The sequence below is a fragment of the Vibrio rarus genome, from assembly GCF_024347075.1.
GTDB lineage: Bacteria > Pseudomonadota > Gammaproteobacteria > Enterobacterales > Vibrionaceae > Vibrio > Vibrio rarus.
This window is the reverse complement of record NZ_AP024901.1, coordinates 854,605-877,060: the sequence shown is the minus strand read 5'-3', so window position 1 is coordinate 877,060 and position 22,456 is coordinate 854,605. Positions and strand designations below refer to the sequence as shown.

General features: G+C 43.5%; 20 protein-coding genes. 7 read left to right on the top strand and 13 right to left on the bottom strand.

Annotated features, from left to right (window positions below):
* Window positions 1–21 precede the first annotated feature (21 nt).
* The 7 genes from OCU56_RS16900 to OCU56_RS16870 form a co-directional block, all read right to left on the bottom strand.
* A complete protein-coding gene (locus tag OCU56_RS16900) occupies window positions 22–342 on the bottom strand; it encodes a cupin domain-containing protein (protein ID WP_261875101.1) in 321 nt (106 codons plus the stop codon).
* A gap of 370 nt (window positions 343–712) precedes the next feature.
* Window positions 713–1,690, bottom strand: coding sequence for a transposase (locus OCU56_RS16895; protein ID WP_261875100.1), 978 nt, complete (start codon window positions 1,688–1,690; stop codon window positions 713–715).
* 88 nt (window positions 1,691–1,778) lie between these two features.
* Window positions 1,779–2,201: a MarR family winged helix-turn-helix transcriptional regulator gene (locus tag OCU56_RS16890; RefSeq protein WP_261875099.1), complete on the bottom strand. Its 423-nt coding sequence runs from the start codon at window positions 2,199–2,201 to the stop codon at window positions 1,779–1,781.
* A 161-nt stretch (window positions 2,202–2,362) separates the two neighbouring features.
* Complete coding sequence (locus tag OCU56_RS16885; protein WP_261875598.1) at window positions 2,363–2,635, bottom strand: hypothetical protein; 273 nt, start codon at window positions 2,633–2,635, stop codon at window positions 2,363–2,365.
* A gap of 361 nt (window positions 2,636–2,996) precedes the next feature.
* Window positions 2,997–4,493, bottom strand: coding sequence for an alanine/glycine:cation symporter family protein (locus OCU56_RS16880; RefSeq protein WP_261875098.1), 1,497 nt, complete (start codon window positions 4,491–4,493; stop codon window positions 2,997–2,999).
* 392 nt (window positions 4,494–4,885) lie between these two features.
* Window positions 4,886–5,359, bottom strand: a complete 474-nt coding sequence (locus OCU56_RS16875) for a DUF4442 domain-containing protein (protein ID WP_261875097.1) — start codon at window positions 5,357–5,359, stop codon at window positions 4,886–4,888.
* Window positions 5,360–5,476: 117 nt separating this feature from the next.
* The gene (locus tag OCU56_RS16870) at window positions 5,477–5,752 is read right to left on the bottom strand and encodes a nitrogenase-stabilizing/protective protein NifW (protein ID WP_261875096.1); all 276 of its coding nucleotides are present in this window, start codon (window positions 5,750–5,752) and stop codon (window positions 5,477–5,479) included.
* Between the two features lie 122 nt (window positions 5,753–5,874).
* On the opposite strand from OCU56_RS16870, the gene OCU56_RS16865 reads away from it, so the two are divergent.
* The gene (locus tag OCU56_RS16865) at window positions 5,875–6,375 is read left to right on the top strand and encodes a peptidylprolyl isomerase (RefSeq protein WP_261875597.1); all 501 of its coding nucleotides are present in this window, start codon (window positions 5,875–5,877) and stop codon (window positions 6,373–6,375) included.
* Window positions 6,376–6,377: 2 nt separating this feature from the next.
* On the opposite strand, the gene OCU56_RS16860 is transcribed toward OCU56_RS16865, so the two are convergent.
* Entirely contained in the window at window positions 6,378–6,755 is a 378-nt protein-coding gene (locus OCU56_RS16860; RefSeq protein ID WP_261875095.1) for a hypothetical protein, read from the bottom strand.
* A gap of 330 nt (window positions 6,756–7,085) precedes the next feature.
* Here OCU56_RS16860 and OCU56_RS16855 point away from each other — a divergent pair, with 330 nt between their 5' ends.
* A complete protein-coding gene (locus tag OCU56_RS16855; protein ID WP_261875094.1) occupies window positions 7,086–7,538 on the top strand; it encodes a DUF302 domain-containing protein in 453 nt (150 codons plus the stop codon).
* Window positions 7,539–7,573: 35 nt separating this feature from the next.
* Here OCU56_RS16855 and OCU56_RS16850 read toward each other — a convergent pair whose 3' ends face one another.
* The 5 genes from OCU56_RS16850 to cobA form a co-directional block, all read right to left on the bottom strand.
* The gene (locus OCU56_RS16850) at window positions 7,574–9,280 is read right to left on the bottom strand and encodes a bifunctional protein-serine/threonine kinase/phosphatase (RefSeq protein WP_261875596.1); all 1,707 of its coding nucleotides are present in this window, start codon (window positions 9,278–9,280) and stop codon (window positions 7,574–7,576) included.
* Between the two features lie 116 nt (window positions 9,281–9,396).
* A complete protein-coding gene (locus OCU56_RS16845) occupies window positions 9,397–10,866 on the bottom strand; it encodes a NarK family nitrate/nitrite MFS transporter (RefSeq protein WP_261875093.1) in 1,470 nt (489 codons plus the stop codon).
* Window positions 10,867–10,953: 87 nt separating this feature from the next.
* Window positions 10,954–11,298, bottom strand: coding sequence for a nitrite reductase small subunit NirD (gene nirD / locus OCU56_RS16840; RefSeq protein ID WP_261875092.1), 345 nt, complete (start codon window positions 11,296–11,298; stop codon window positions 10,954–10,956).
* A gap of 67 nt (window positions 11,299–11,365) precedes the next feature.
* The gene (gene nirB / locus OCU56_RS16835) at window positions 11,366–13,924 is read right to left on the bottom strand and encodes a nitrite reductase large subunit NirB (protein WP_261875091.1); all 2,559 of its coding nucleotides are present in this window, start codon (window positions 13,922–13,924) and stop codon (window positions 11,366–11,368) included.
* 35 nt (window positions 13,925–13,959) lie between these two features.
* Complete coding sequence (gene cobA / locus OCU56_RS16830) at window positions 13,960–14,772, bottom strand: uroporphyrinogen-III C-methyltransferase (protein ID WP_261875090.1); 813 nt, start codon at window positions 14,770–14,772, stop codon at window positions 13,960–13,962.
* Between the two features lie 423 nt (window positions 14,773–15,195).
* Here cobA and OCU56_RS16825 point away from each other — a divergent pair, with 423 nt between their 5' ends.
* From OCU56_RS16825 to OCU56_RS16805, 5 genes are all read left to right on the top strand, one after another.
* On the top strand, window positions 15,196–17,676 hold the full coding sequence (locus tag OCU56_RS16825; protein WP_261875089.1) for a molybdopterin-dependent oxidoreductase: 2,481 nt from the start codon (window positions 15,196–15,198) through the stop codon (window positions 17,674–17,676).
* 223 nt (window positions 17,677–17,899) lie between these two features.
* Window positions 17,900–18,238, top strand: coding sequence for a c-type cytochrome (locus OCU56_RS16820; protein WP_261875088.1), 339 nt, complete (start codon window positions 17,900–17,902; stop codon window positions 18,236–18,238).
* 11 nt (window positions 18,239–18,249) lie between these two features.
* Window positions 18,250–19,662: a cytochrome-c oxidase, cbb3-type subunit I gene (gene ccoN / locus OCU56_RS16815; RefSeq protein WP_261875087.1), complete on the top strand. Its 1,413-nt coding sequence runs from the start codon at window positions 18,250–18,252 to the stop codon at window positions 19,660–19,662.
* The gene (locus OCU56_RS16810) at window positions 19,662–20,273 is read left to right on the top strand and encodes a cbb3-type cytochrome c oxidase subunit II (RefSeq protein WP_261875086.1); all 612 of its coding nucleotides are present in this window, start codon (window positions 19,662–19,664) and stop codon (window positions 20,271–20,273) included. The genes ccoN and OCU56_RS16810 overlap by 1 nt, the downstream gene beginning before the upstream one ends.
* Window positions 20,270–22,426 (top strand): c-type cytochrome, encoded by a 2,157-nt coding sequence (locus tag OCU56_RS16805; RefSeq protein WP_261875085.1) that lies wholly within the window; start codon window positions 20,270–20,272, stop codon window positions 22,424–22,426. The genes OCU56_RS16810 and OCU56_RS16805 overlap by 4 nt, the downstream gene beginning before the upstream one ends.
* Window positions 22,427–22,456: the final 30 nt, after the last annotated feature.

Here is a 22,456-nt window from a genome sequence, read left to right as displayed (position 1 = left end):
AACCGGGTTCTTTTTGCTTTTTTATACGAAGTCTTTACGCATTGGCGTGAAGTTGTCGATAAGAACACCTTTCTCAAGACACTTAGCACCGTGCATAATGTTTGGTTCTTTGTAGATAGTGTCGCCAGCAACAACGATTTGAGTATCGTCGCCAACAGTGAACTCAAATTTACCTGAAACAACGTAAGTTAGTTGCTCATGTGGGTGGTTGTGCATTGCAGCTACTGTGCCAGTCTCAAAATATACTTCACAAGTCATCATGTTCTCGCTGTATGCTAGAACCTTACGTGAAAGACCGCCACCTAGATCTTCAATAACAACGTCTTTATTGTATACAAACATGTTTTCGCCTTTTTTTATTTTCAGTGTGACAAAATATTCAACATTGCTAGACATTAAGCCTCACAGCTGTTGAATCACTTCCGTCCATTAATAATTTTATACGACAAATGATAGCATATTTCTCGTACCGAGATAGAGAAGATACAGCAAAAGATACCTAATATTAGCCACCCATTGTTAATCCCCTATTAAGCATACCGATAGGTATTTTTATTCCACCATCGAACAATTTGTTGCTTGTGAAGAGAAAAAGGCGCAAAGAGGGACAGTTTACTAGAAATGAGTGTGGGAAACTTAAAAAATAAGCATGTTTACTCTACCAAGGAGCTAGTTGGTATCAATCTTCAATAAAATACGTACTACAGGGGCATTAACCGTGCTTCAGATGCTGACAACATTTAGAAAAATGTCGTCGTCGTTTTTCTAAATGCTCACAATAGGAGGTCAGCTCTTCTAGTGTCCCGACGGGGCCATGGAATAAATGGCCAAACTCTACTATCAGTTTCAGCCACGTCTCTTGAGAAAGGTTCATTTTTTCAAGAAGTGACGGATGAGCTTCATCCAAACTGCCTCGCTTATCATCTCGAATAATCCGTCCGGTTTCATTCACTAAACTGAGATAATCAGATAATGAAAAGTGAATCCCTTTATCTTGATGTTGCTGCTCATTTCCGACAAAGGGTAACAAGGTTTTAGGTTGCTCACCTTTTATTGCCGCTCGTATGCGCAGTTGAATGCTGGTGTGGTCTGATTGCTCAACCGTTGTGGCCATTTTCGCTCTAATGGGGTTTAAATCCACGTAGGCCATACAGGTTAATAGAGCCGTCTCATCAAGTAGGGCTTGTGATTTAAAGCGCCCCTCCCAAAAGCGGCCAGTGCAGTTATCTTCTTGATTTGCTTGCCGCGCTATAGGCTCATTCAAACAACGCATAAACCAACTAATGTCACACAAGCGGCTACGGTAAGTGGCGATGGCGTGTTTGAGTTGGGGGAGTTCAAACGCTTCGACTAGGTCACCTTGGACAAATTTATGCGTTAAGGCATCGCCTTTAAAACACTTATGCCACTGCTCAAGGACTTCTTTATCACTCCAATTGTTCGCTTTATCGATATCAATGCGTAACACCACATGTAAATGGTTGGACATTATGGCAAAAGCGGCCACATCAATGGCAAATACGGTGGCTAGTTTGGTCAGCAGTGCCTCAACCCAACCTCGGCGATGGTCGTAGTTTTTACCAGAATATGAATCGTGGCCACAGAGGAAAGCACGCCTGACAACACGGCTACAACAGTGGTAGTAGGGCGTATCTTCAATACTAATTTGAGTTCTGCGAGGGCATGGCATAAACGTACTCCAGCATTGGTGACTGAAATGAGTTTAGTTGAGGATAGGGTTTCTTGCTATTTACTATGGGTGGCTTGGTTAGAGGGGGTTAGGATAGGTTTTTTTGTAGCTTTTGGGCTACTTGGATGAAGGTTTGGATTTGTTCTTCGGTTAGATCTTGTTGCATTTTGGCTTGTATGTTTTGTTGGGCTTTCTGTATTTCTTGGCTGAGTTTCGTTCCCTGCTCTGTGAGAGACAGAAGTTGACTTCTTTTATCGTCTGGGTGTGGCGCTTTGGCTATCCAGTCATTTAGGATCATTTCTTTAATCAAGCGGGCAACCTGCGCTTTATCTTTAGAAAAGTGATGCACTATATCGTTGGCTGTACATTGGTGATGCTGTTGGATAAAAATAAGACAACGAACATGCATACCATTTAAACCCAACTGATTGGCTTGCAGTTCAGTACGCATTGCATGTCGATAAGATTGAATAATATTGAAAATTGTCTCTGGGATAGCATTCTTATTCATCAGTTTACCTAGCAAACCAAATTATGGGCAATGGAGTATAAAGTTGATTTTATCTACCTGATACCCTTATTTCAAGGTGCGTATTAGCTTGTAAGGGTAACGACAAATATTACATGAGAAGAAATACGGGGAAAAACGCACATTAATCTTGTGTTGCTCGGTTACTCAACCACGATATATTGGACAACATCATCATCTAGCAAGCCTTGCTTATCAATAGAATCAAAGTCCAATACTTGACCAAGAATTAATGCCACTTTGATAACGATAGTCGCGATGGTTAAAACCAGTACCGCTCTATTTAAGCTTAGTCTAGCGAGCTTCTTGCGGATTTTCTTATCCGACACATCATTTCTTTGTGCAATTGAGATTAAGTTTCTTAGTGACTGCATTGATTTTGTGGCCGCCACAGCTAGTACTACTAGCAAAAGCACACTCATCAAATCAAAAACAATAGACCAAGACAAAATACTTCTCCAGATTAAAAGAAACGCTAACAGTTTGAAGGCGGTATAATAATACAATTAAATGTGCGCCGTAGTCACATTTACACTTTTGACTGTCAAACCTTGATACAAAAACACAAAACAGTGATCTTGATCACACTTACAATCGGGTTATGTAAGTTTATTTCAGAAGTAAATTACTACAAACATCATATTTAATCTGTCATAAACAATTGGCCGCCCCTTTTAATAATCACTCCAACGCATATCACATCTGGCACTAACTAGAACCGTTGACGTCTCCCTTCTATTCTAGTTAGGCCATAATTTGTATTATGTTTTCTTGGTATCAGTTTTTCTTGGATTTAGCGATACGCTTCTCCCAATAGGTCGCACCTTTGATCCCAAGTTTCACTGGGTCAAATGTGTAAACGCTCACTCCGCGTTTTTTTTGCTCTTCGTAATCTTTTAGTGCTTTTAGAGCGGGTTTGGACATAAAGAAGATAATCAAAATACCAACGATATTTAGCCAAGCCATCAAGCCGACACCAACATCACCCATGGCCCAAGCCAAGTTGGCAGTCTTTACCGTCCCATAAAAAACGGCTGTAATAATCACAATCTTTAAAGCAAATACCAGCCCCTCTATTTTAAGTGTGCGGCGTATATAAGCAATGTTAGTTTCTGCAATATAGTAGTATGCCAAAATCGTGGTGAACGCAAAAAAGAACAAGGCCACTGCTATAAATGGCTTTCCTATGCCAGGAAGTGCGCTATCAATGGCAAGTTGCGTGAAGACAGGGCCATTTGCACTAATATCAGCAGCTATATTCTGTACCGCAAACACGCCTTCAACGCTACTATGAACGTTATACATTCCAGTAAGTAAAATCATAAACGCGGTTGCAGAACACACTAGCAAGGTATCAATATAAATAGAAAATGATTGTACTAAACCTTGCTGAGCTGGATGATCCACATTCGCAGCAGCGGCCGCATGTGGGCCTGTACCCTGTCCGGCTTCGTTAGAATAAATACCACGCTTTACACCCCAACCAATGGCAGCGCCAAACCCTGCCATTGGCGTAAACGCATCGCCCACAATCATGGAAAAAATGCGAGGCACTTCAGTGATATGCAGTAACAAAATGACAAAGGCAGTTATGATATAAGCAAGTGCCATAAAAGGTACGACGATCTGAGTGAAATTGGCAATACGTTTAACACCACCAAAAATGATAAAACCCAGCACTATAGAGATAAATGTTCCTGTCACTATCTTAGCAAAGCTAAAAGTGCCAATGGCTGTCTCAATCATAGCACCGGAGCCAAATGCGGCTTCAACGGCATTGCCTATACTATTTGATTGCACGCCGGGCAATAACACCCCACAAGCAAAGATAGTGGCGATAGCAAAAATCCATGCATACCAAGTTTGCCCCATCGCTTTCTCAATATAATAAGCAGGGCCTCCTCGGAACTGCTCTTCATCTTCTTCTTTATAGATCTGAGCTAAGGTCGATTCGGCGTAAGCGGTAGCGGCACCAAAAAAGGCCACCACCCACATCCAAAACACAGCCCCTGGGCCACCAAAACCAATGGCCGCCGCGACACCTGCGATATTACCTGTACCCACACGACCCGATAGGGATACCGCTAAGGCTTGAAATGAAGAGATCCCTTTTTCTGAACTCTTACCGGATAGCAACAGACGCCACATTTCAAAAAAGTGCCTAATCTGCACAAACCGAGTTAGCACGGAATAAAATAAACCCGCTCCAAGACACAAATAAATGAGAATAGGACTCCATATAATCCCATTCACCACATCGACAAACTGTTGCATGATCAACATCCTTATTGAATAAATAACAATAGAAACAATATCTTACTTAAAAGTAAATATCCATATCGCTGTTCTTTTAATCCCCAGAACAGTTCGCTCACTTTTAATGATAACGCAGAAAAAACACCTAGGGACAGAACTTCGATAAACCCTCTTACAAGAAAAACTTCAAAGCGCTAATCACTCACTAGACAGTCGTATAATTTGACCTATTACAGGCCAAAAGAGACCGCGCATATGCATAAACATCATAAATGGTCTGTATCATAGTTCTGATAGTAAGCGTAAGTAGAAGTCACAATCATAGAAAAAGGCAAGCGATAGAAAGCCTGCCAAGAAGTAGGGGTGTCATAGCATAGTAGAGAAAATTCTATTCTAGCAACCTGAATGAATTACTTTGCTTTTAAAGAAAGGGTCACCGAAAATTTTGCCATCGGCTTATCACCGTGTAATGTTGGGCATATAGCGGTAATTTGAACCTCTTTATTCACGCGCTCACCGCTAGTAAGTGTTTGCTTTAACATCTCATCAATAAGCGGACCATCGCTACAAATAAAATGAACATCACTCTCAGGGCGCATCAAAAACTCTGCAGTTATTCCCTTAAATGCTAATGAGATTTCACGTCCCTGAGCCCGAGCCTTCATAGCGGCCATAAAGCCACCAGCAACGTCGGCCCCCATTACCATAGCGCCCATATACATACTGTTTAGATGGTTTTTTGTGCGTCGTTTGAGCGGGATTTTCATCTCCACCATATGCTCATTGACCCGCAAAATTTTCGGACGACATAGCCATAACAAAGGCACTTTGCTAAAGGCGAAATAGCTCAGGTAAAGATTTGCTTTTTGTAAGGAAGAAAGCATGTAATATGTCCCTAATAGTGCAACTAACAATCAACTCATCTTACCAGTTAATCAATATGATCGTTAATTGTCAAAATTTTGTTACATATTTACTTCTCTTATTGTCGCCCTAGATGATTAGCGACGTAGGCAAGATGTACAACCGCGACACGCGGAACGAGTCGCAGGATCTAAGCGACCCCGCTGAATTTTACAATAAGCATTTCGTAATACCCTACGCGCGGCAAACCAATCATCGGGCTTTGACAGTAATAAGTACCCATTAAAACGCTTTAACAAGGGCAAACGATATTCATCCACAAATCGGCGATCAAAATCCACTTCAAAGTAATCAAACACTTGCTCTAGTGAGGTAAATGAGGCTAATTTTTGTTGCAATTCACTAAAACTCATCCACTCTCCCTCCTGTTTTCTTAGCATAAACACTCAACAACATGGCTCTTGATCCCATTGTCGTCAACCCAGCACTTCAGGGTATACTATATCTTCATTTTACTGCAGCAGAACACAAACCTATGATCGTATTTTCCACTAATTTTGGTGATATCACTATTGAGCTCAACATAGATAAAGCCCCCGTCACTTGTAAAAATTTCCTCAAATACTGCCAAGAAGGCTTTTTTGACAATACGATTTTCCATCGAGTCATCGAGGGCTTTATGATACAGGGAGGGGGATACAATAAGGATTTACTCGAAAAAGAAACGCACTCACCTATCGTCAATGAGGCAAATCGAGGTTTAAAAAATAAACTAGGGAGCATTGCTATGGCTCGCACTGATGCCCCTCACTCCGCAACCGCTCAGTTTTTTATCAACCTTGAGGATAATGACTTTCTCAATTATACCGCCACCACCAATCAAGGTTGGGGCTACGCTGTATTTGGCCAAGTAACCGCGGGAATGGATACTGTCAACGCCATTGCCAAACTAAAAACTCACTGTAAATTTGGCCTTGATGACCTACCTATCAATCACGTTATCATCGAAAAAGTGACCATAATTTCAGACTGTTGAACTTAAAATTTATAGGTTAATGGGCAAATTTCTGTGCTACCAATTGTAATGACATAGCTATCTCCCAATACATCATAAGTACACAATTTACTAAAGCCAGAGGTTTGGTCATGCTTAAAAAAGCCCGTTTTATTCGCCTCTGGTTCAGGCTTGCTCAACTTTGGTACAATATTAAAGTCATAGCTTAAAGGGCAAATATCTGTCGATTTTATATTTAGACTGTGTAACTCACCCAATACATCGTAATAACAAACCTGGCTAAATGCTTGCACATCTTTGCTTTTCAAAAACCCTGTCGTAGCCAATGCAGAAGCGCTAAACAGCCCCATCACCACAACACTTGTTGCCACAGCCAACCGCGCGCCCCTAATACCCTTCATGAATTTCATACCCTTCATTTTTCCCCAATAGTTACGCTTAATGAATAGCACATCACTCACAAACAATAATGAGACCTTGCCTTGAAAAATCATTGAAAACAAGGAGAGTTTTGAGATGTCGTTATTCTAAAGAGTGGCGTCTGTTTGAAGTTAAACCATCGTTCATGATTACACTCATAAAAAATCACGATTTAATGGAGCTTACTACTCACTCTCACCTCTCGTTTTTCCTTTTTAAATCACAGGATTATTGACTCTATAGCTTGGCCAACTATCTTCAATAGTAGAGGAATAACGATACCCCATATAACGACTATCGCAGGAGGCACTATGTCGAAATCACTGATGGCACTGATAGGCACACTACTGGTCAGCTTTTCCGTTCAAGCTAATAATGGACTGATCTCGATAAAGAGTCATCATGACGTTGATACCACCGCAGATAGACTTGTTGCCGCGCTTCAAGAAAAAGGAATGGCCACTTTTGCTCGTATTAAACACTCTGATGTGGCGCAAGATATTGGCATCGAACTGCGCCCAACCGAGTTGCTGCTGTTTGGTAACCCTAAAGTGGGTTCGCCTCTTATGGCATGTCAACAAAGCGCGGGTATTGACCTTCCACAAAAAGCGCTTATCTCCAAAGACGTTCATGGACTCGTTTGGTTAACCTATAACGATCCAAACTACCTTAAACAACGACATAATATTACCGGTTGCGACGATATTATTGCCAAGATGAGCAAGGCTTTAAATGGGTTTGCCACGAAAGCCACTCAACCATAAGTAAATGCCCACTTAGCTTTTTTCATACAGTACAACTAGCCGAGTAACCATAACGATTGTAAGCAAGCGGTCGCTATAGCAATGATCGCTAATGACTTCCAAAACAGCACAGGGTCTCTTTTTAATAAGGGGCTCTGTTTCGCTTTTTTTACTAATTGTGGGTTAGGCGTGGCTAGATCCAGCAAAAAATCCCCTAGCGCCTGATAACGAACACTGGGATTGGTTTGTGTAGCTTTGCGAAACACCAAGTCTAACCATGCTGGCATATCGCCACGAAACTGCTGCAGTGGCCGGTAATGCCATTTATGATGGCGAGTCGATTGCGCCACTTGTGCCGATATGGGCTTATAAGGCAACTCGCCGCACAGCATTTCATAGCCAATCACCGCCACGGAAAACAGATCCGATAATGTACTCGCCTCTCCCGTATCTATACTTTCAGGAGCAATATAGTTTACCGCTCCCAAAGGCTCACAGCTTTGATTGCTAGTCACTATTTCTTCTAGCCCTAATGCTTTTACCGCACCAAAATCGATAAGTTTAACCTCTTCTGATTCAGTGATAAGAATATTTTCTGGCTTTAAATCTCCATGTACCATATCCGCGCGTTGCAGTACCCGTACCCCTTTAATGATCCCCTCAATAATGGTGCGCACCTTATTTATGCTCGGATTAGGGTTATCAAACATCCACTGCCGAAGCGTAATACCATCAATAAACTCACACAGTTGATAGACAAACCGAGTATCGTCTGCAACCGGATACACCTTCATCACTCGCTCACTATTAAGTTGCCGCCCCACCCAATACTCATTCGCTAATTGGTTTAAATGCTCAATATCCTCACTGTAAGTCAGTGACGGCGCTTTAAGCACCTTGCTTACCCCATGCTCATCAACAACTTGATATACATAACTTCTAGGCCCCGCATACAGCACCTTAGTCACCCGATACTGGTCAATTTTATTACCTACTTTTAAAGCGGGAGGCACAGTGCGAGAAAGCAATTGAGCTTGATGTTCTAATAGTGAATGGCTAGGTAATTGCTCCACATCCAAGATTAAACAGGTGACGTTATCGGTACTTCCTTGATCTATGGCCATTTGGCTTATGCTGTCAGCCAACGGCTCTTTACTCACTTGAGATGTAAACATGCTGTAGAGATCATTTTGTGCAATCGTATCGTGTACACCATCGCTGGTTAAGATAAAGCGATCACTAACTTGTAACTCAAAAGATTGATAGTCCACATCTAATCGACTGTCCATTCCCAAGGCTCGGATAAGATGCGGATTTTGTCCAAAGTTGACCCTTTGATGATCACGAGTGAGCAACTTAACCTTACCCCCTCTTACGCGGTAAATTCTGGTATCCCCCACATGAAATAAATGCGCCGTATTGGATTTACATATCACCGCACTAAAGGTGGTCACTAATCCATTATGCTTAAGGCTCTGCTTTAACCCCTCAGTAAATAACCAGTTATTCATGCTGGTCAAAATTTTACTGGCGCAATGCTGAATACTCCAACTGTCAGGAGTAGAATAGTAATCGCTCACAAACTGCATAACCGCGGTGTGGCTTGCCTTTTGACTGTGATTACTGCAACTGACACCATCGGCTATACAGGCCACCACCCCTTTATGCTCTCGTTCATATCGCTGTTGCGGCACCTTAACTAGAAATGCATCTTGGTTTTCATCCCGCATCCCTTGCCATGATGCTCCACCAAAACTCACCATCAATTGTGATTGAACTCTCTGTTTCACTCAGCATACCTTCCATCTTTGCTATGCCAATAGATAAGCCCTGCAATACGGGGCTTATCTAACGCTAATCTATAAGGCTGCAGCAATGATTAGTGCGACACATCGATTAATGTCACGCTGCCATCGTCGTTCACTTCAGCAATTTTACCGCTGGGCTCTTCCATAAAGATTAAAGTCACAAAGCCCAGTACTGCCGTAGCTGCAATGACGTAGAAAAATGTTTGGTAATCCACAAAAGACAGGATAGTTAAATAGGTCACCGCCCCCACATTACCGTACGCCCCTGTCATGCCGGCTATTTGACCTGTCATACGGCGCTTGATAAGAGGCACTGTAGCAAATACTGCCCCCTCGCCTGCTTGCACAAAGAACGAGCACACCATCGCCGTCACTACCGCTAACCATACCGGCCACTGACTCCCCACTTGGCCCATTAAGAAATAACCAATAGCAAGACCTAATGTTAAAATAAGCAGTGTCGGTTTACGGCCACATTTATCCGAAATCCAACCGCCACCAGGACGAGACATGAGATTCATAAAGGCGTAAGCCGATGCCACCATACCCGCTAAAACAGGGGTAAGTTCAAAGGTTTCAGCAAAGAACAATGGCAACATAGAAACAACGGCTAATTCCGAACCAAAGGTAGCGAAATACAATACATTCAGCACCGCCACTTGTTTAAATTTGTATTGATGCATTTTTGGCACAGGTTGCTTGAAGATGTTTTTATTCACCTTCCAAACTTGTGTCACTTCAACAAGGTATAAAGTAAATAACCCCGCATAAATACAATTGACCACCGTATCAGATAACATGTTGATGCCACTTGCAGACATTTTCCAAGTCAACAACGCCAATACCGCATACATAGGGATCTTCATAAATAGTAAGAAATAGAAATCCCCTTTAGAGGTGACTTCCATTGCTGTGAGGTGCTTAGGTTTAAAATAGGTGGAGCCTTTCGGCGTGTCCGATACCGAACGATAAAAAACGATAGAAAACAACAAACTCAACAAGCCAGTCAAAGCAATCGCGTAGCGCCAACCCTCTTCACCGCCAAACAAGAGGGCAAGCGTAGGTAAGGTAAATGCAGCAGCGGCAGAACCAAAGTTACCCCAGCCACCATAAATACCTTCTGCAGTCCCCAGTTCATCATGTGGAAACCACTCGGAAACCAAGCGAATACCAATAACAAAGCCAGCCCCAATAAAGCCCAGTAAAAAACGGGCAATAGCCGCTTGCACAAAGCTATCCGCAAACGCAAACATAAAACATGGGATAGAACACACGGCCAAAAGTGCCGAATAGACTTTACGGGGTCCAAATTTATCCGTAAACATACCAATAATGACCCGTGCCGGTATGGTTAATGCTACGTTCAATATCAATAGCATTTTTACTTCTTGGGTACTCAAACCTAAGGTTTCTTTTACCATTTGTAACAAGGGGGCGAAGTTAAACCACACCACAAAGGTAATAAAGAAAGCCATCCAGCTTAAGTGTAAAATTTTCATCTTACCGGTGAACGAAAATAAAGAAAATTTACTGTTATCCATACTATAAATCCTTTTCTACTATGCTTTCATTCTAGCGACATCCCACTGCTCGAATAGATCATTTTTACGCTCAGTAATGCACACAATTTATGCAGCTATCGCTTCTGCCACTTGAACTTGTACTACACCATCGAGTAAACGCACTGGGTGTGTTTTCACGCTATATTGCGGTTCTTCCACACACAAGCCACTGATAAGATTAAAGTGCTGTTTATACAAAGGGGAAGCCACCACAGGTACGCCCTCATAACAGCCGACAATACCTCGAGAAAGTACCTGCGCTTTTCCTATTGGGTCATAATTAGAAATGGCGTATAACGCCCCTGCTCGCTGATAGTTAAATATCGCGATTTGCTGTCCATTAATCAGAGCGCAGACTCCAACATTTGGGGCGATGTCCTTTACATCACAAACGGTTTGCCAGTTATCCATCCTTTTCTCCTAGACTGAATGATAATATTGATATTGCGTGGTTTGGTGTTCAATGCATCCCTGACGGTTAATGGATCTCTACCACGTCTATTGATTGTTCAATGCTTGGCTGTGTCTTACTGAGTTTGGGAACACGCTGTTCGCGTTCTGAGACAAAATTCAATGAATTATCACGCTGTTTGCTATTGATAAAGTGACTAAAGCGCTTTAATTTCTCTGGTGACTCTAAGGTCGTTTTCCATTCGCACTGATAGTGATTGATATTGCTTTGCATCTCTCTTTCAAGTTCTGCGCTCAGGTTCAATTTATCGTCAACCACCACTTGTTTGAGGTAGTCAATGCCACCTTCTAAATTTTCTAGCCATACTGACGTGCGTTGTAATCTATCGGCTGTGCGGATGTAGTACATCAACAGACGATCTATATATTGAATCAGTGTGCTTTCATCTAAATCGGTCGCTAATAAATCGGCATGACGAGGGCGCATGCCCCCATTACCACACACATACAAATTCCAGCCATTTTCCGTGGCAATAATCCCCACATCTTTTGATTGTGCTTCGGCACATTCTCGGGTGCACCCCGACACCGCAAATTTCAGTTTATGAGGGGCGCGCAACCCTTTGTAGCGATTCTCAACATCAATGGCTAAGCGCACACTATCGGCCACCCCATATCGACACCAAGTACTGCCCACACAGGATTTAACAGTACGTACCGACTTACCGTAGGCGTGCCCCGTTTCAAATCCCGCATCGACTAATTTTTGCCAAATGATTGGTAAATCATTTAATTGTGCCCCAAATAAATCCACACGTTGCCCGCCGGTAATTTTGGTATACAGATCAAACTGTTTCGCCACTTCACCAAGCACAATCAATTTATCAGGGGTAATTTCCCCTCCCGCAATACGCGGCACAACCGAATAGGTGCCATCTTTCTGCATGTTGCCAAGATAAATATCATTGGTATCTTGCAGTTCCATATGCGCATTTTGCAGAATATATTCGTTCCAAAATGAAGCTAGAATAGAGCCTACCGTTGGCTTACATATTTCACAGCCATGCCCGCTACCGTATTGGTTGAGCAACTCATCAAAGGTTTTAATTTGTTGGATGCGAACAATATCTGACAGCGCTTGCCTTGAGTACGCAAAATGCTCACAAAGATCATTATTCACCTCTACCCCTAAACTCAATAATTCGCTATCAAGTACCTGTTTTGCCAAAGCGCTGCAACCGCCACAACCAGTAGAGGCATTGGTGGACTCTTTAAGGGCGCCCATAGTATTGCAACCGGCCTGAACGGCGTCCTTGATATCCCCTTTTGTCACATCAAAACAAGAGCAAATCACCGCGCTATCAGGTAACGCATCCACCCCCATCCCCGCCGAGTCATCCCCTGCCACATTAGGCAAAATTAACACGGATGGATTAGAGGGAAGAGGCAGATCATTTTGCTTCATTTGCAATAAAGTGCCGTAAGCCTCGGCATCCCCCACCAGCACAGCACCAATGATTTTTGTGCCGTCTTCTGAAATGATTAAGCGTTTGTAGACTTGTTCTATTTCATCGCTAAAGGTGTAAGATTGAGCCCCTTGGGTTTGATCGTGAACTTCGCCAATACTGGCCACATCCACACCAAGAAGCTTTAACTTAGTGCTCATATCCGCACCGGTAAAGGCCACAGTTCCAGACTCTTTACCGCCAACTAAGTGCTCAGCGGCGACCTTTGCCATCTGATAACCCGGAGCCACTAAACCAAAAATCTTGCCCTTCCATAAAGCACATTCACCAATCGCGTACACATCTGGGAGATTGGTTTGACAGTAGTCATTGACCACAATTCCCCCTCGCTCACCTAACTCAATATTGGCACCTTTAGCTAACTCATCTTGCGGACGAATGCCCGCCGAAAAGACGATCATATCCGTTTCTAAATGGGAGCCATCTGCAAAGTTCATACGGTATCGAGAGTTGCTACCTGCCACAATTTCGCTAGTGGCCTTTTCGGTATGTACATTCACCCCTAAGGATTCAATTTTTCTACGCAGCAGTGCGCCGCCTCCCGTATCAAGTTGCACCGCCATCAGTCGTGGCGCAAACTCAACCACATGGGTTTCTAAACCCAACTCTTTAATAGCGTTGGCCGCTTCTAAACCCAACAACCCTCCCCCAACCACTACGCCGTTTTGACTCAACTTACTGGATTCTTCAATACCATCAAGATCTTCAAGAGTACGATAAACATGGCAATGTTCACCGTCATTACCAGCAATAGGAGGCACGAATGGATAAGAGCCCGTGGCTAATACCAAAGTATCGTAAGACTCAATACGGCCACTTTCTGTGAATACTTGTTTCCCTTGGGTGTCCAAGCGTGCGACCTTATCGCTCACAACAAATTTAACGCCGTTTTCCCTGTAATAGTCCTCATCGGCTAAAGCCAATTGCGATGCACCATTGCCCGTAAAATAGGAAGTTAAATGCACGCGATCGTAAGCAAGTCGAGGCTCTTCTGAAAAAGTAATAATTTCAATATCGGTACGTTTTTCTTGTAATAACGCTTCTATATATTTGTGACCAACCATACCGTTGCCCACGACTATCACTCGATGCTTATCCATAATATTCATTCCTTGAAATTGCTAACTTGGTTCGATTAAGCGGTTAATTGCAATGATTGGGGACATTCTGTTTTGGACAGTTGACGATGAGATAACTGGCTAAGCCAGTCCATTTGCTCAGCAACCGCAACCACTTCTCCCACCACAATCAATGCGGGTGATTGAATTTGGTGGTGCCGTTTTAGCGACGTCAATTGATGCAGTGTTCCCAGAATGATTCGCTGCTTTATCGTGCAGCCATTTTCTATAAAAGCGATTGGCGTATTGGCACATAATCCTCCATCAACCAATTTATCCATCAGCATATCTGTTTTGCTCAGCCCCATATAAAGGACTAATGTTTGCTTTAACTGAGCTAAAGCGGACCAATTAATATCCAACTTTTTATCCGCATGAGCGGTAATAAAAGTACACCCTTGAGCTAACCCGCGATGAGTCAATGGAATGTTTGCATAACTAGTACACCCTGACGCTGCGGTAATACCAGGGATCACATCCACAGCAATGCCGTTTTTGGCCAACATCAACATCTCTTCTGCGCCACGTCCAAACACAAAAGCATCTCCCCCTTTCACGCGACACACATCATTGCCATCCAATGCTGATTGCAACAATATGTCGTTAATCTGTTGTTGTGTCGCGCTATGGGCACCCTTCGCTTTTCCAACGAACACTTTCTTTGCCTGTTGAGGAAAGAGATCTCGTATTTCTTCACTTACCAAGTTGTCATACACAATAAAGGAGGCTTGTTGGATCTTTCGATGGGCCTTTACTGTGAGCAGGTCTGGGTCTCCAGGTCCGGCGCCAACCAGTGTGACGCTTCCAAGGTAATGTCCATGTGCTTGCATTGAATTGCTCCTAGATCTTGTCTTGCCATCCTGCCACTGTTCAAAAGCGAGCATTGATGTGATGACTTCTATACTAAGCCCTGCAATTTCAATACCAATCTTTAAATATTATTTAACAAATTACGTTGAATCCATTTAATTACAAATACTTACCGGGGAAACATTTACGCTATATAGCTAGTTTACTTCACTGGCAACAAGAAAAAATAAGACAAATTGAACCTTTAAGGTGCAATAATACTCAACTTGGTGCACAACCAAGATATCATCACATTATTTAGCACATTAAGCCTACTACTTTGGTAGTAGGCGATAATTTAAATATTTGAATACAAAGGATTTATTTAAGATTTTTGCATTTCCATTAACTTGGTTTGATTTTTGCAAGGTAACTAGCATTAATAGCAAATCAAAGGACTCCTCATGAATCAACAAGAGGAAGGATGGATAAAAACAACCTGTGCTTATTGCGGTGTGGGTTGTGGTGTAGAAGCTAGGCCAAAAGCCTGTGGTGAATTAGAAGTGAGGGGCGATCAAAACCACCCCTCTAATTATGGCAAACTCTGCACAAAGGGCATTGCACTTGGCGATACTGTCGTGCATGAGGGACGTTTACTTTATCCCACATTAAACACCCAGTCAGCCTCGCAAACCTTAGACTGGGATGAAGCCACACAAATGGTCGCCGATCGTTTTAGCCAAACCATAGAGGAGCATGGCAGAGACTCGGTGGCATTTTATGTGTCAGGGCAACTCTTAACCGAAGACTATTATGTGGCCAATAAACTGATTAAAGGGTTTATGGGCAGCGCCAATATCGACAGCAATTCACGTCTGTGTATGGCTTCATCCGTGGTTGGGCATAAACGTGCTTTTGGTAGCGATACAGTGCCGATTTGTTACGAAGACTTAGAACAGGCAGAAATGGTGGTTATCGTCGGCTCTAACCTAGCGTGGTGTCATCCGGTATTATTTCAACGATTGCGCATTGCCAAACAGTCTAACCCTGCATTAAATATTGTGGTCATCGACCCAAGAAGAACAGACACATGCGATCTAGCCGATAGCCACCTAGCGATTGCGTCGGGTTCCGATGTGGCTTTATTTAATGGACTGCTATCGCATTTACAACAGCACGATGCGTTAGATGAACCGTATATCGCCACCCATACCCAAGGCTTTCAACACGCCCTTGAAACCGCAACACGCGATATAGACTTAACTCAAGTCACTCAACTTTCTACGGAGCAGTTACACCAGTTTTATTGCGCTTTTGCCCATACCGAGCGTGTAGTGACCATCTATTCTCAAGGGGTAAATCAATCCAGTCGAGGTTCTGATAAGGTCAACGCGATTTTAAACTGTCATCTCGCTACGGGAAAAATTGGCAAACCAGGTAGTGGGCCCTTTTCCATCACCGGGCAACCTAATGCTATGGGCGGACGAGAAGTGGGGGCGCTAGCAAATACGTTAACTGCGCACATGGAGTTTGAAAACCCACGTCATCAACAGCTTATCCGTGAATTTTGGCAAACAGAACAACTGGCCACGCAACCGGGTCTCAAAGCGATTGATATGTTTGATGCCATTGAGTGTGGCAAAATCAAAGCCATTTGGATCATGGCCACCAACCCTATGGTGAGCCTACCCAATTCAGACAAAATACAGTCCGCTCTAACCAAGTGTCCACTAGTGGTGGTGTCCGATTGTATTGCCGATACTGAAACCACGCGTATGGCTGACATTGTGCTTCCCGCTCAGGGCTGGAGTGAAAAGTCGGGCACAGTCACCAACTCAGAAAGGCGCATATCGCGGCAAAGACGTATTTTACCAAGTCCTGGGCAAGCAAAGCCTGATTGGTGGATCATCTCGCAAGTAGCGCAAAAGATGGGACACACCGATGCCTTCAATTACCAACACGAAGGTGAGGTGTTTAACGAGTATGCTCGCCTCACCACTTTAGATAACCTGCAGAACGAACGAGACTTAAACCTCATAGGTTTAACCTCTTTAGATGCTCAAGGGTATAGCCGTTTAACCCCACAACAATGGCCAGTCACTGAACTACAACAGCAAACGACAAACCAACGCTTATTTAGCGATGGACGCTTTAATACCCCTAATCACCGCGGACGTTTTGTGGCTGTATGCTATCACCCACCCGTTGCCACAATCACCCATGATACCCCTTTGATCCTTAACAGTGGGCGCACTCGAGATCATTGGCACACCATGACCCGTACCGGATTATCAGCGCAACTGGCCAAGCACTGCAGTGAACCTTATGTGCAAATCCACCCTAACACTGCTGCGCAATTTTCCATTACTGACGGGCATTTAGCTTGGGTATCTAACGCACAAGGAACCGCTTTAGTACGTGCAAATGTCACCTGCGATGTATCGCCACAGCAACTCTTTATGCCGATACATTGGAACGACACCACAGCCAACCACAGTAAGCCTTGTGCTCTGATCGCCAATACCACAGATAAAGCGTCAGGCCAGCCTGAATTTAAACACTCCGCTGTCGCAATTTCTCCCTATCAGCGCAATAGTTGTGCCCTTTTCATATCCAAAAAGATCATTCATTTAAAGGGCATTGATTATTGGGCTAGACAGAAAATACAAGGCGGATATGTGTATCGCATTGAATCCACTCTTCCCATAAATGAGCTAGCAAAAGCGTTAGCACTCTATTTAGACAGGGATGAGCGATGTCAAATAAGAAATGAATCTGCTCAGGGAAAAGCCCGCTGGATCACCTTAGATGCTCACGCACGCCCAGTTCAGTTTGTGTCACTTCAAGATCATTTCACAAAACAGCAAGTGAGCGAACTCATCGAGGCATTCAACCAGCCATCCGAGTTGTTTAAAGCGGATGAAATGATTGAAATTGCACTTTAAAACAAATGGTTAACCTATTTTCCAAGCCCTATTTCACCGCAAAGATAAGCCTATTGAGTTAAAGGCTTATCTTTGCCAATACGTCTCTTGAACACAACTCGCCACAAAATTCGCCACAAGTTGAATTAATGCAATGCCTTATCCAAATGCTTAACTATACTTTTTTCTACACCTATATCCCTCCAACGGCCAACACTGGAGGCTCGGACAAGGACTGGCGCCGATGAAAATGCATTTAATCACTCTACTTGGATTTAGCTGCATTGCTTTAACAGGAAATGCTTTAGCAGAAGAAGACGCTCAATTTGCAGTGGGTCAAGCAAAAGCCAAAGTGTGTATGACCTGCCATGGTGAAGATGGCATTTCAACATTAGATCCCTACCCCAACCTGCGCGGTCAGAAAATGGGGTATCTCATTTCATCCCTAAAAGATTACAAAGCTCGCGAACGCAGTAGTGGCCTCGCAATACTCATGCAGCAACAAGCTGACGCTCTGTCCGATCAAGATATTGAAGATGTCTCGTACTTCTTCTCCAAGCTTGGTCAAAAACCTCAGCAGTAAAGGATGACGTGATGGAAAACACAATCCCACAGTACGACACTAAGGTGGTCAAATACTTCGTTATGGCGTCCGTTGTATGGGCCGTGATCGGTATGTTCATTGGCGTGGTATTAGCTGCCCAACTGTACTGGCCTAGTTTAAATTTTGACTCTGAATACATTCAATTTGGCCGCTTGCGCCCCTTGCACACCTCAGGGGTAATATATGGGTTTGTGGTCAACATGCTAATGGGTGCCTCTCTTTATATTGCTCAACGCACAGGTCAATGCCAGTTATTTAATAAAAGTTTAGCTTGGATGGTCTTTTGGGGCTGGCAACTGGTCTTGCTATTAGCCGTGCTCTCCTTACCTTTGGGATACACCACGTCAAAAGAGTATGCCGAACTGGAATGGCCTATCGATCTTCTTATTGTTTTAGTGTGGGTGCTGTATGCCATTTTGTTTTTTGGCACCATTGCCAAGCGAAAGGTCCATCACATCTTTGTCGCTAACTGGTTCTTTGCTGCCTTTATTATTGTTATCGCATTAATTTTTGTGGTGAATAATCTGGCGCTTCCCGCCTCTTTAACAAAATCGTATTCGGTGTTTGCCGGCGCTCAAGATGCCATTGTTCAATGGTGGTGGGGGCACAATGCCGTAGGCTTTCTTCTCACCGCAGGCGTTATCGGGATGAACTATTATTTCATCCCTAAAGTGTCAGAACGTCCTATCTATTCCTATCGCCTTTCTGTGATTCACTTTTGGGGATTAGTCGGCTTTTATACATGGGCAGGAACCCATCATCTTATTTACTCTTCCGTGCCTATTTGGGTACAAAATATCGGGATTGTGATGTCACTTATCTTGTGGTTACCGTCATGGGGGGGCGCATTTAACAGCGCTATGACGTTACTGCAAAACAAGCAAAAGCTGAAAAATGACTACATTATGTTGTTCTTCTTCTCCGCCATTATGTATTACTGCTTGGCCACCTTTGAAGGGCCGCTATTGGCCATACGTTGGTTCAATATGTTAGCGCACAACACCGAGTGGATTATTGGTCATGTACATTCTGCGGCTTTAGGTTGGGTAGGCATGTCTGGCATTGCCGTATTTTACTATTTTATCCCAAAATTGTGGGACAAAGACAAACTGTGGTCCGCGCGCTTAATCAAATGGCACTTCTGGCTTGCTCATGCCGGAGTGGCTATTTATGCCATTGCTTTATGGGTTGCAGGCATTGGTGAGGGCTATATGTGGCTGGCACAAAATGACAACGGTGAACTTATGTATAGCTTTGTCGAAGCTATGGACTTTAAAGCCCCATGGTTATTGTTACGTTTCTTAGGTGGGGCCTTATTCGTACTCGGCTTATTGCTCATGGTATACAACCTCTATAAAACGGTAAAAATGCCTAAGCTAGTGCTTAAAAGGGAGACTTTATAATGAGTAAAGACTTCACTCAATCGGTGCTGATTCTCATCATCGCCACCCTCATTGTTGCCTCTTTTTCAATCTTGGTATTGATTGTCCCCAATATTGTAAGAGGACCGGAACTGGCATTAAATAGCTCGGCTAAACCCCTCACCGCCATCCAAATCGCTGGACGCGATATTTATATCAGTGAAGGGTGTCATGTTTGTCATACGCAAATGGTGCGCCCACTAGAGCCGGAAACAAAACGCAATGGTAGAGCCAACCAAGAACCGGATGATATTTATGAATTCCCTAACCTTTGGGGCTCTAAACGCACAGGGCCTGACTTAACCAACCTTGGCAGAAAGTACTCCGATCAATGGCATGTACTGCACTTAGTCAACCCTAGAGATGTCATTCCAACGTCCATCATGCCCGCTTATCCATGGCTTTTTGAACATAAACTTTCTGGTGATGACATCACAGATAAAATGCGAGCGTTACAAACCTTAGGTGTACCTTACTCAGAGAATGAAATCGCAGATGCCCGATTACAAGTACGCGGGAAAACAAAAGGGGAGGCATTAATTCGTTACTTACAAAGTTTAGGAGTTGATACTGCAGAGGAGGTTCTGCAATGAGTCATTTCTGGAATTTATGGGCTGTAACCTGCATTGTTATTTTTTTGCTATTAATGGTTAGCATTATCATCAAATACTGGCGAAAAAATCATGAGGCGAACGCCAGCAAGTCGTTGGCAACATTTGATGGTATTGACGAAAACGATGCACCTCCACCCAAGATCTTATTTGTAGGTTACTTCATTGCATTTTGTCTTGCGGTCGGTTTTCTCGTGCTCTATCCAGGGCTAGGCAACTGGCAAGGCTTAGTTGATTGGCAGCAAAGCGATGACAAATTAAGTTCGCCCGTGACCTCTTTAGATGAGCAGTTTGCCAAGGTCACCGATACTTCATTAACACACCTTGCCGATAACAAAGCCATCACGGACTCTGGACGAATATTATTTCAAACCCATTGCGCAGCCTGTCATAGAGACAATGCTCAAGGTCAAAAGCACTTCCCTAACCTAATCGATAATGACTGGCTGTATGGTGGCACGGATGAAGCGATCCTTCACTCTATAGAAAAAGGGCGCAACGGCGCTATGGCTGGCTATAACGAAATTCTTAACGATGATGAAATAGCTAAACTGTCATACTTTTTAGCCTCATTAAATCAACGTCATACGGATGTTCCCCCCGTAAAAGTGGAACTTGGGAAACACTTGTTCACTCAATACTGTTCCGCCTGTCACGGTGATGGCTCCGTTGCCAATCCGGAAATTGGCGTGCCTATTTTATCGGATGATATTTGGCTACACGGTGGCAGTATTGAAGAGATCCAGCACAGCATACGTTTTGGTCTAAATAACGTCATGCCCGCTTTTGCCAGTCAGTTAACGCACAACGAAATTTTAGCCATTGGTGCTATGCTCACCCGTGATCGTCTAGACCAAGATATCAAACTGGCCGGTCTTGATAGTGATGCCATCCAACGAGGAGAGTATTTAGCTCATGCTGGAGATTGCGTGGCATGTCATAGCGCAGAAGGTGGTGAACCTTTTGCCGGTGGACTGCCTTTTGTGACGCCATTTGGTACTGTCTACTCCACCAATATTACCCCTCATGCCAGTGAAGGCATTGGCCAATATAATTATCAGGACTTTAAAGCCGCACTGGTGGATGGCAAAGGACGCCATGGTTATTTATATCCAGCAATGCCCTACACCTCTTATCAGTATGTCAAAGAACAAGATATGCAGGATATGTGGCAATATTTACAATCCATCACCGCTGTCGCAAGGCGTAATAATGACAACAGTATGCTATTTCCTTCCAATATTCGTTTAGGTTTATTTGGCTGGAATGTGGTGTTTATGGACACTAGCCCACTATCTTATGACGTGCCCGCACAGATAAAAGAGAGCGTGCAAGAGGTTGAAAAATGGCAACAAGGTAAGTATTTGGTTGCAGGATTAGGCCATTGCTCTGAATGTCACTCACCACGTAACCTCGCCCAAGCCATCATCAGTGATCGCATATTCCAAGGTAACATCATTGATGGATGGAATGCGCCAGATATTACTGCCAATGAGCTGTATATCGATGGTTGGGACACTGACGTTTTAAGCGACTTTTTACATACCGGACACTCAGATAAGGGCACCGCCTTTGCTGGCATGGCCGATGTGGTTAAAAATAGTCTCAGCTTGATGTCTCGTGATGATGTAGAAGCCATGGCCTACTACCTCATTCAAGGGGACAACAATAATTTCATTGACCCAGAGGCTAAAGTACTCAAGGCCAAAGGCTTTGATGAAAGCGCCTATAATACCGACATTTATTCCGTCTACCAACAAACCTGTGGCGCATGCCATGGGGAAGATGGTAAAGGGCGTGATCCCATTGCTCCTGCGTTATTGAATAACGGTATCATTATGCATCGTGACCCTTTCAATACCATTGCGGTTGCTGTGCGCGGCTTAGCTCCTACCTATTTGGTTGAAGATAAAAACTTTATGCCGATGGCAAGTTTTGAAGACGTGTTATCGGATCAGAAACTCGCCGAGCTGATCACCTTTGTTCGCTACCATTTAGGGGCAAGAGACATTGTGGTCTCTGCAGAAGATGTAAAACAAGTTCGAGAAACATTAGAAAAAGCAGGCTTTGCCGGTGGGGTGCATACCACACCCGATATGTACGATCTGCGAGATAGAAACATCAACATTAAATAAAAAAAAGCCCTGATTTACTTTTAACTAAAC

Bases quoted from the DNA above. Each gene is read 5' to 3' on its own strand.
- OCU56_RS16900 (WP_261875101.1), bottom strand. From the start codon at position 342: ATGTTTGTATACAATAAAGACGTTGTTATTGAAGATCTAGGTGGCGGT.
- OCU56_RS16895 (WP_261875100.1), bottom strand. From the start codon at position 1,690: ATGCCATGCCCTCGCAGAACTCAAATTAGTATTGAAGATACGCCCTAC.
- OCU56_RS16890 (WP_261875099.1), bottom strand. From the start codon at position 2,201: ATGAATAAGAATGCTATCCCAGAGACAATTTTCAATATTATTCAATCT.
- OCU56_RS16880 (WP_261875098.1), bottom strand. From the start codon at position 4,493: ATGCAACAGTTTGTCGATGTGGTGAATGGGATTATATGGAGTCCTATT.
- OCU56_RS16875 (WP_261875097.1), bottom strand. From the start codon at position 5,359: ATGCTTTCTTCCTTACAAAAAGCAAATCTTTACCTGAGCTATTTCGCC.
- OCU56_RS16870 (WP_261875096.1), bottom strand. From the start codon at position 5,752: ATGAGTTTTAGTGAATTGCAACAAAAATTAGCCTCATTTACCTCACTA.
- OCU56_RS16865 (WP_261875597.1), top strand. From the start codon at position 5,875: ATGATCGTATTTTCCACTAATTTTGGTGATATCACTATTGAGCTCAAC.
- OCU56_RS16860 (WP_261875095.1), bottom strand. From the start codon at position 6,755: ATGAAGGGTATTAGGGGCGCGCGGTTGGCTGTGGCAACAAGTGTTGTG.
- OCU56_RS16855 (WP_261875094.1), top strand. From the start codon at position 7,086: ATGTCGAAATCACTGATGGCACTGATAGGCACACTACTGGTCAGCTTT.
- OCU56_RS16850 (WP_261875596.1), bottom strand. From the start codon at position 9,280: ATGGTGAGTTTTGGTGGAGCATCATGGCAAGGGATGCGGGATGAAAAC.
- OCU56_RS16845 (WP_261875093.1), bottom strand. From the start codon at position 10,866: ATGGATAACAGTAAATTTTCTTTATTTTCGTTCACCGGTAAGATGAAA.
- nirD (WP_261875092.1), bottom strand. From the start codon at position 11,298: ATGGATAACTGGCAAACCGTTTGTGATGTAAAGGACATCGCCCCAAAT.
- nirB (WP_261875091.1), bottom strand. From the start codon at position 13,924: ATGGATAAGCATCGAGTGATAGTCGTGGGCAACGGTATGGTTGGTCAC.
- cobA (WP_261875090.1), bottom strand. From the start codon at position 14,772: ATGCAAGCACATGGACATTACCTTGGAAGCGTCACACTGGTTGGCGCC.
- OCU56_RS16825 (WP_261875089.1), top strand. From the start codon at position 15,196: ATGAATCAACAAGAGGAAGGATGGATAAAAACAACCTGTGCTTATTGC.
- OCU56_RS16820 (WP_261875088.1), top strand. From the start codon at position 17,900: ATGAAAATGCATTTAATCACTCTACTTGGATTTAGCTGCATTGCTTTA.
- ccoN (WP_261875087.1), top strand. From the start codon at position 18,250: ATGGAAAACACAATCCCACAGTACGACACTAAGGTGGTCAAATACTTC.
- OCU56_RS16810 (WP_261875086.1), top strand. From the start codon at position 19,662: ATGAGTAAAGACTTCACTCAATCGGTGCTGATTCTCATCATCGCCACC.
- OCU56_RS16805 (WP_261875085.1), top strand. From the start codon at position 20,270: ATGAGTCATTTCTGGAATTTATGGGCTGTAACCTGCATTGTTATTTTT.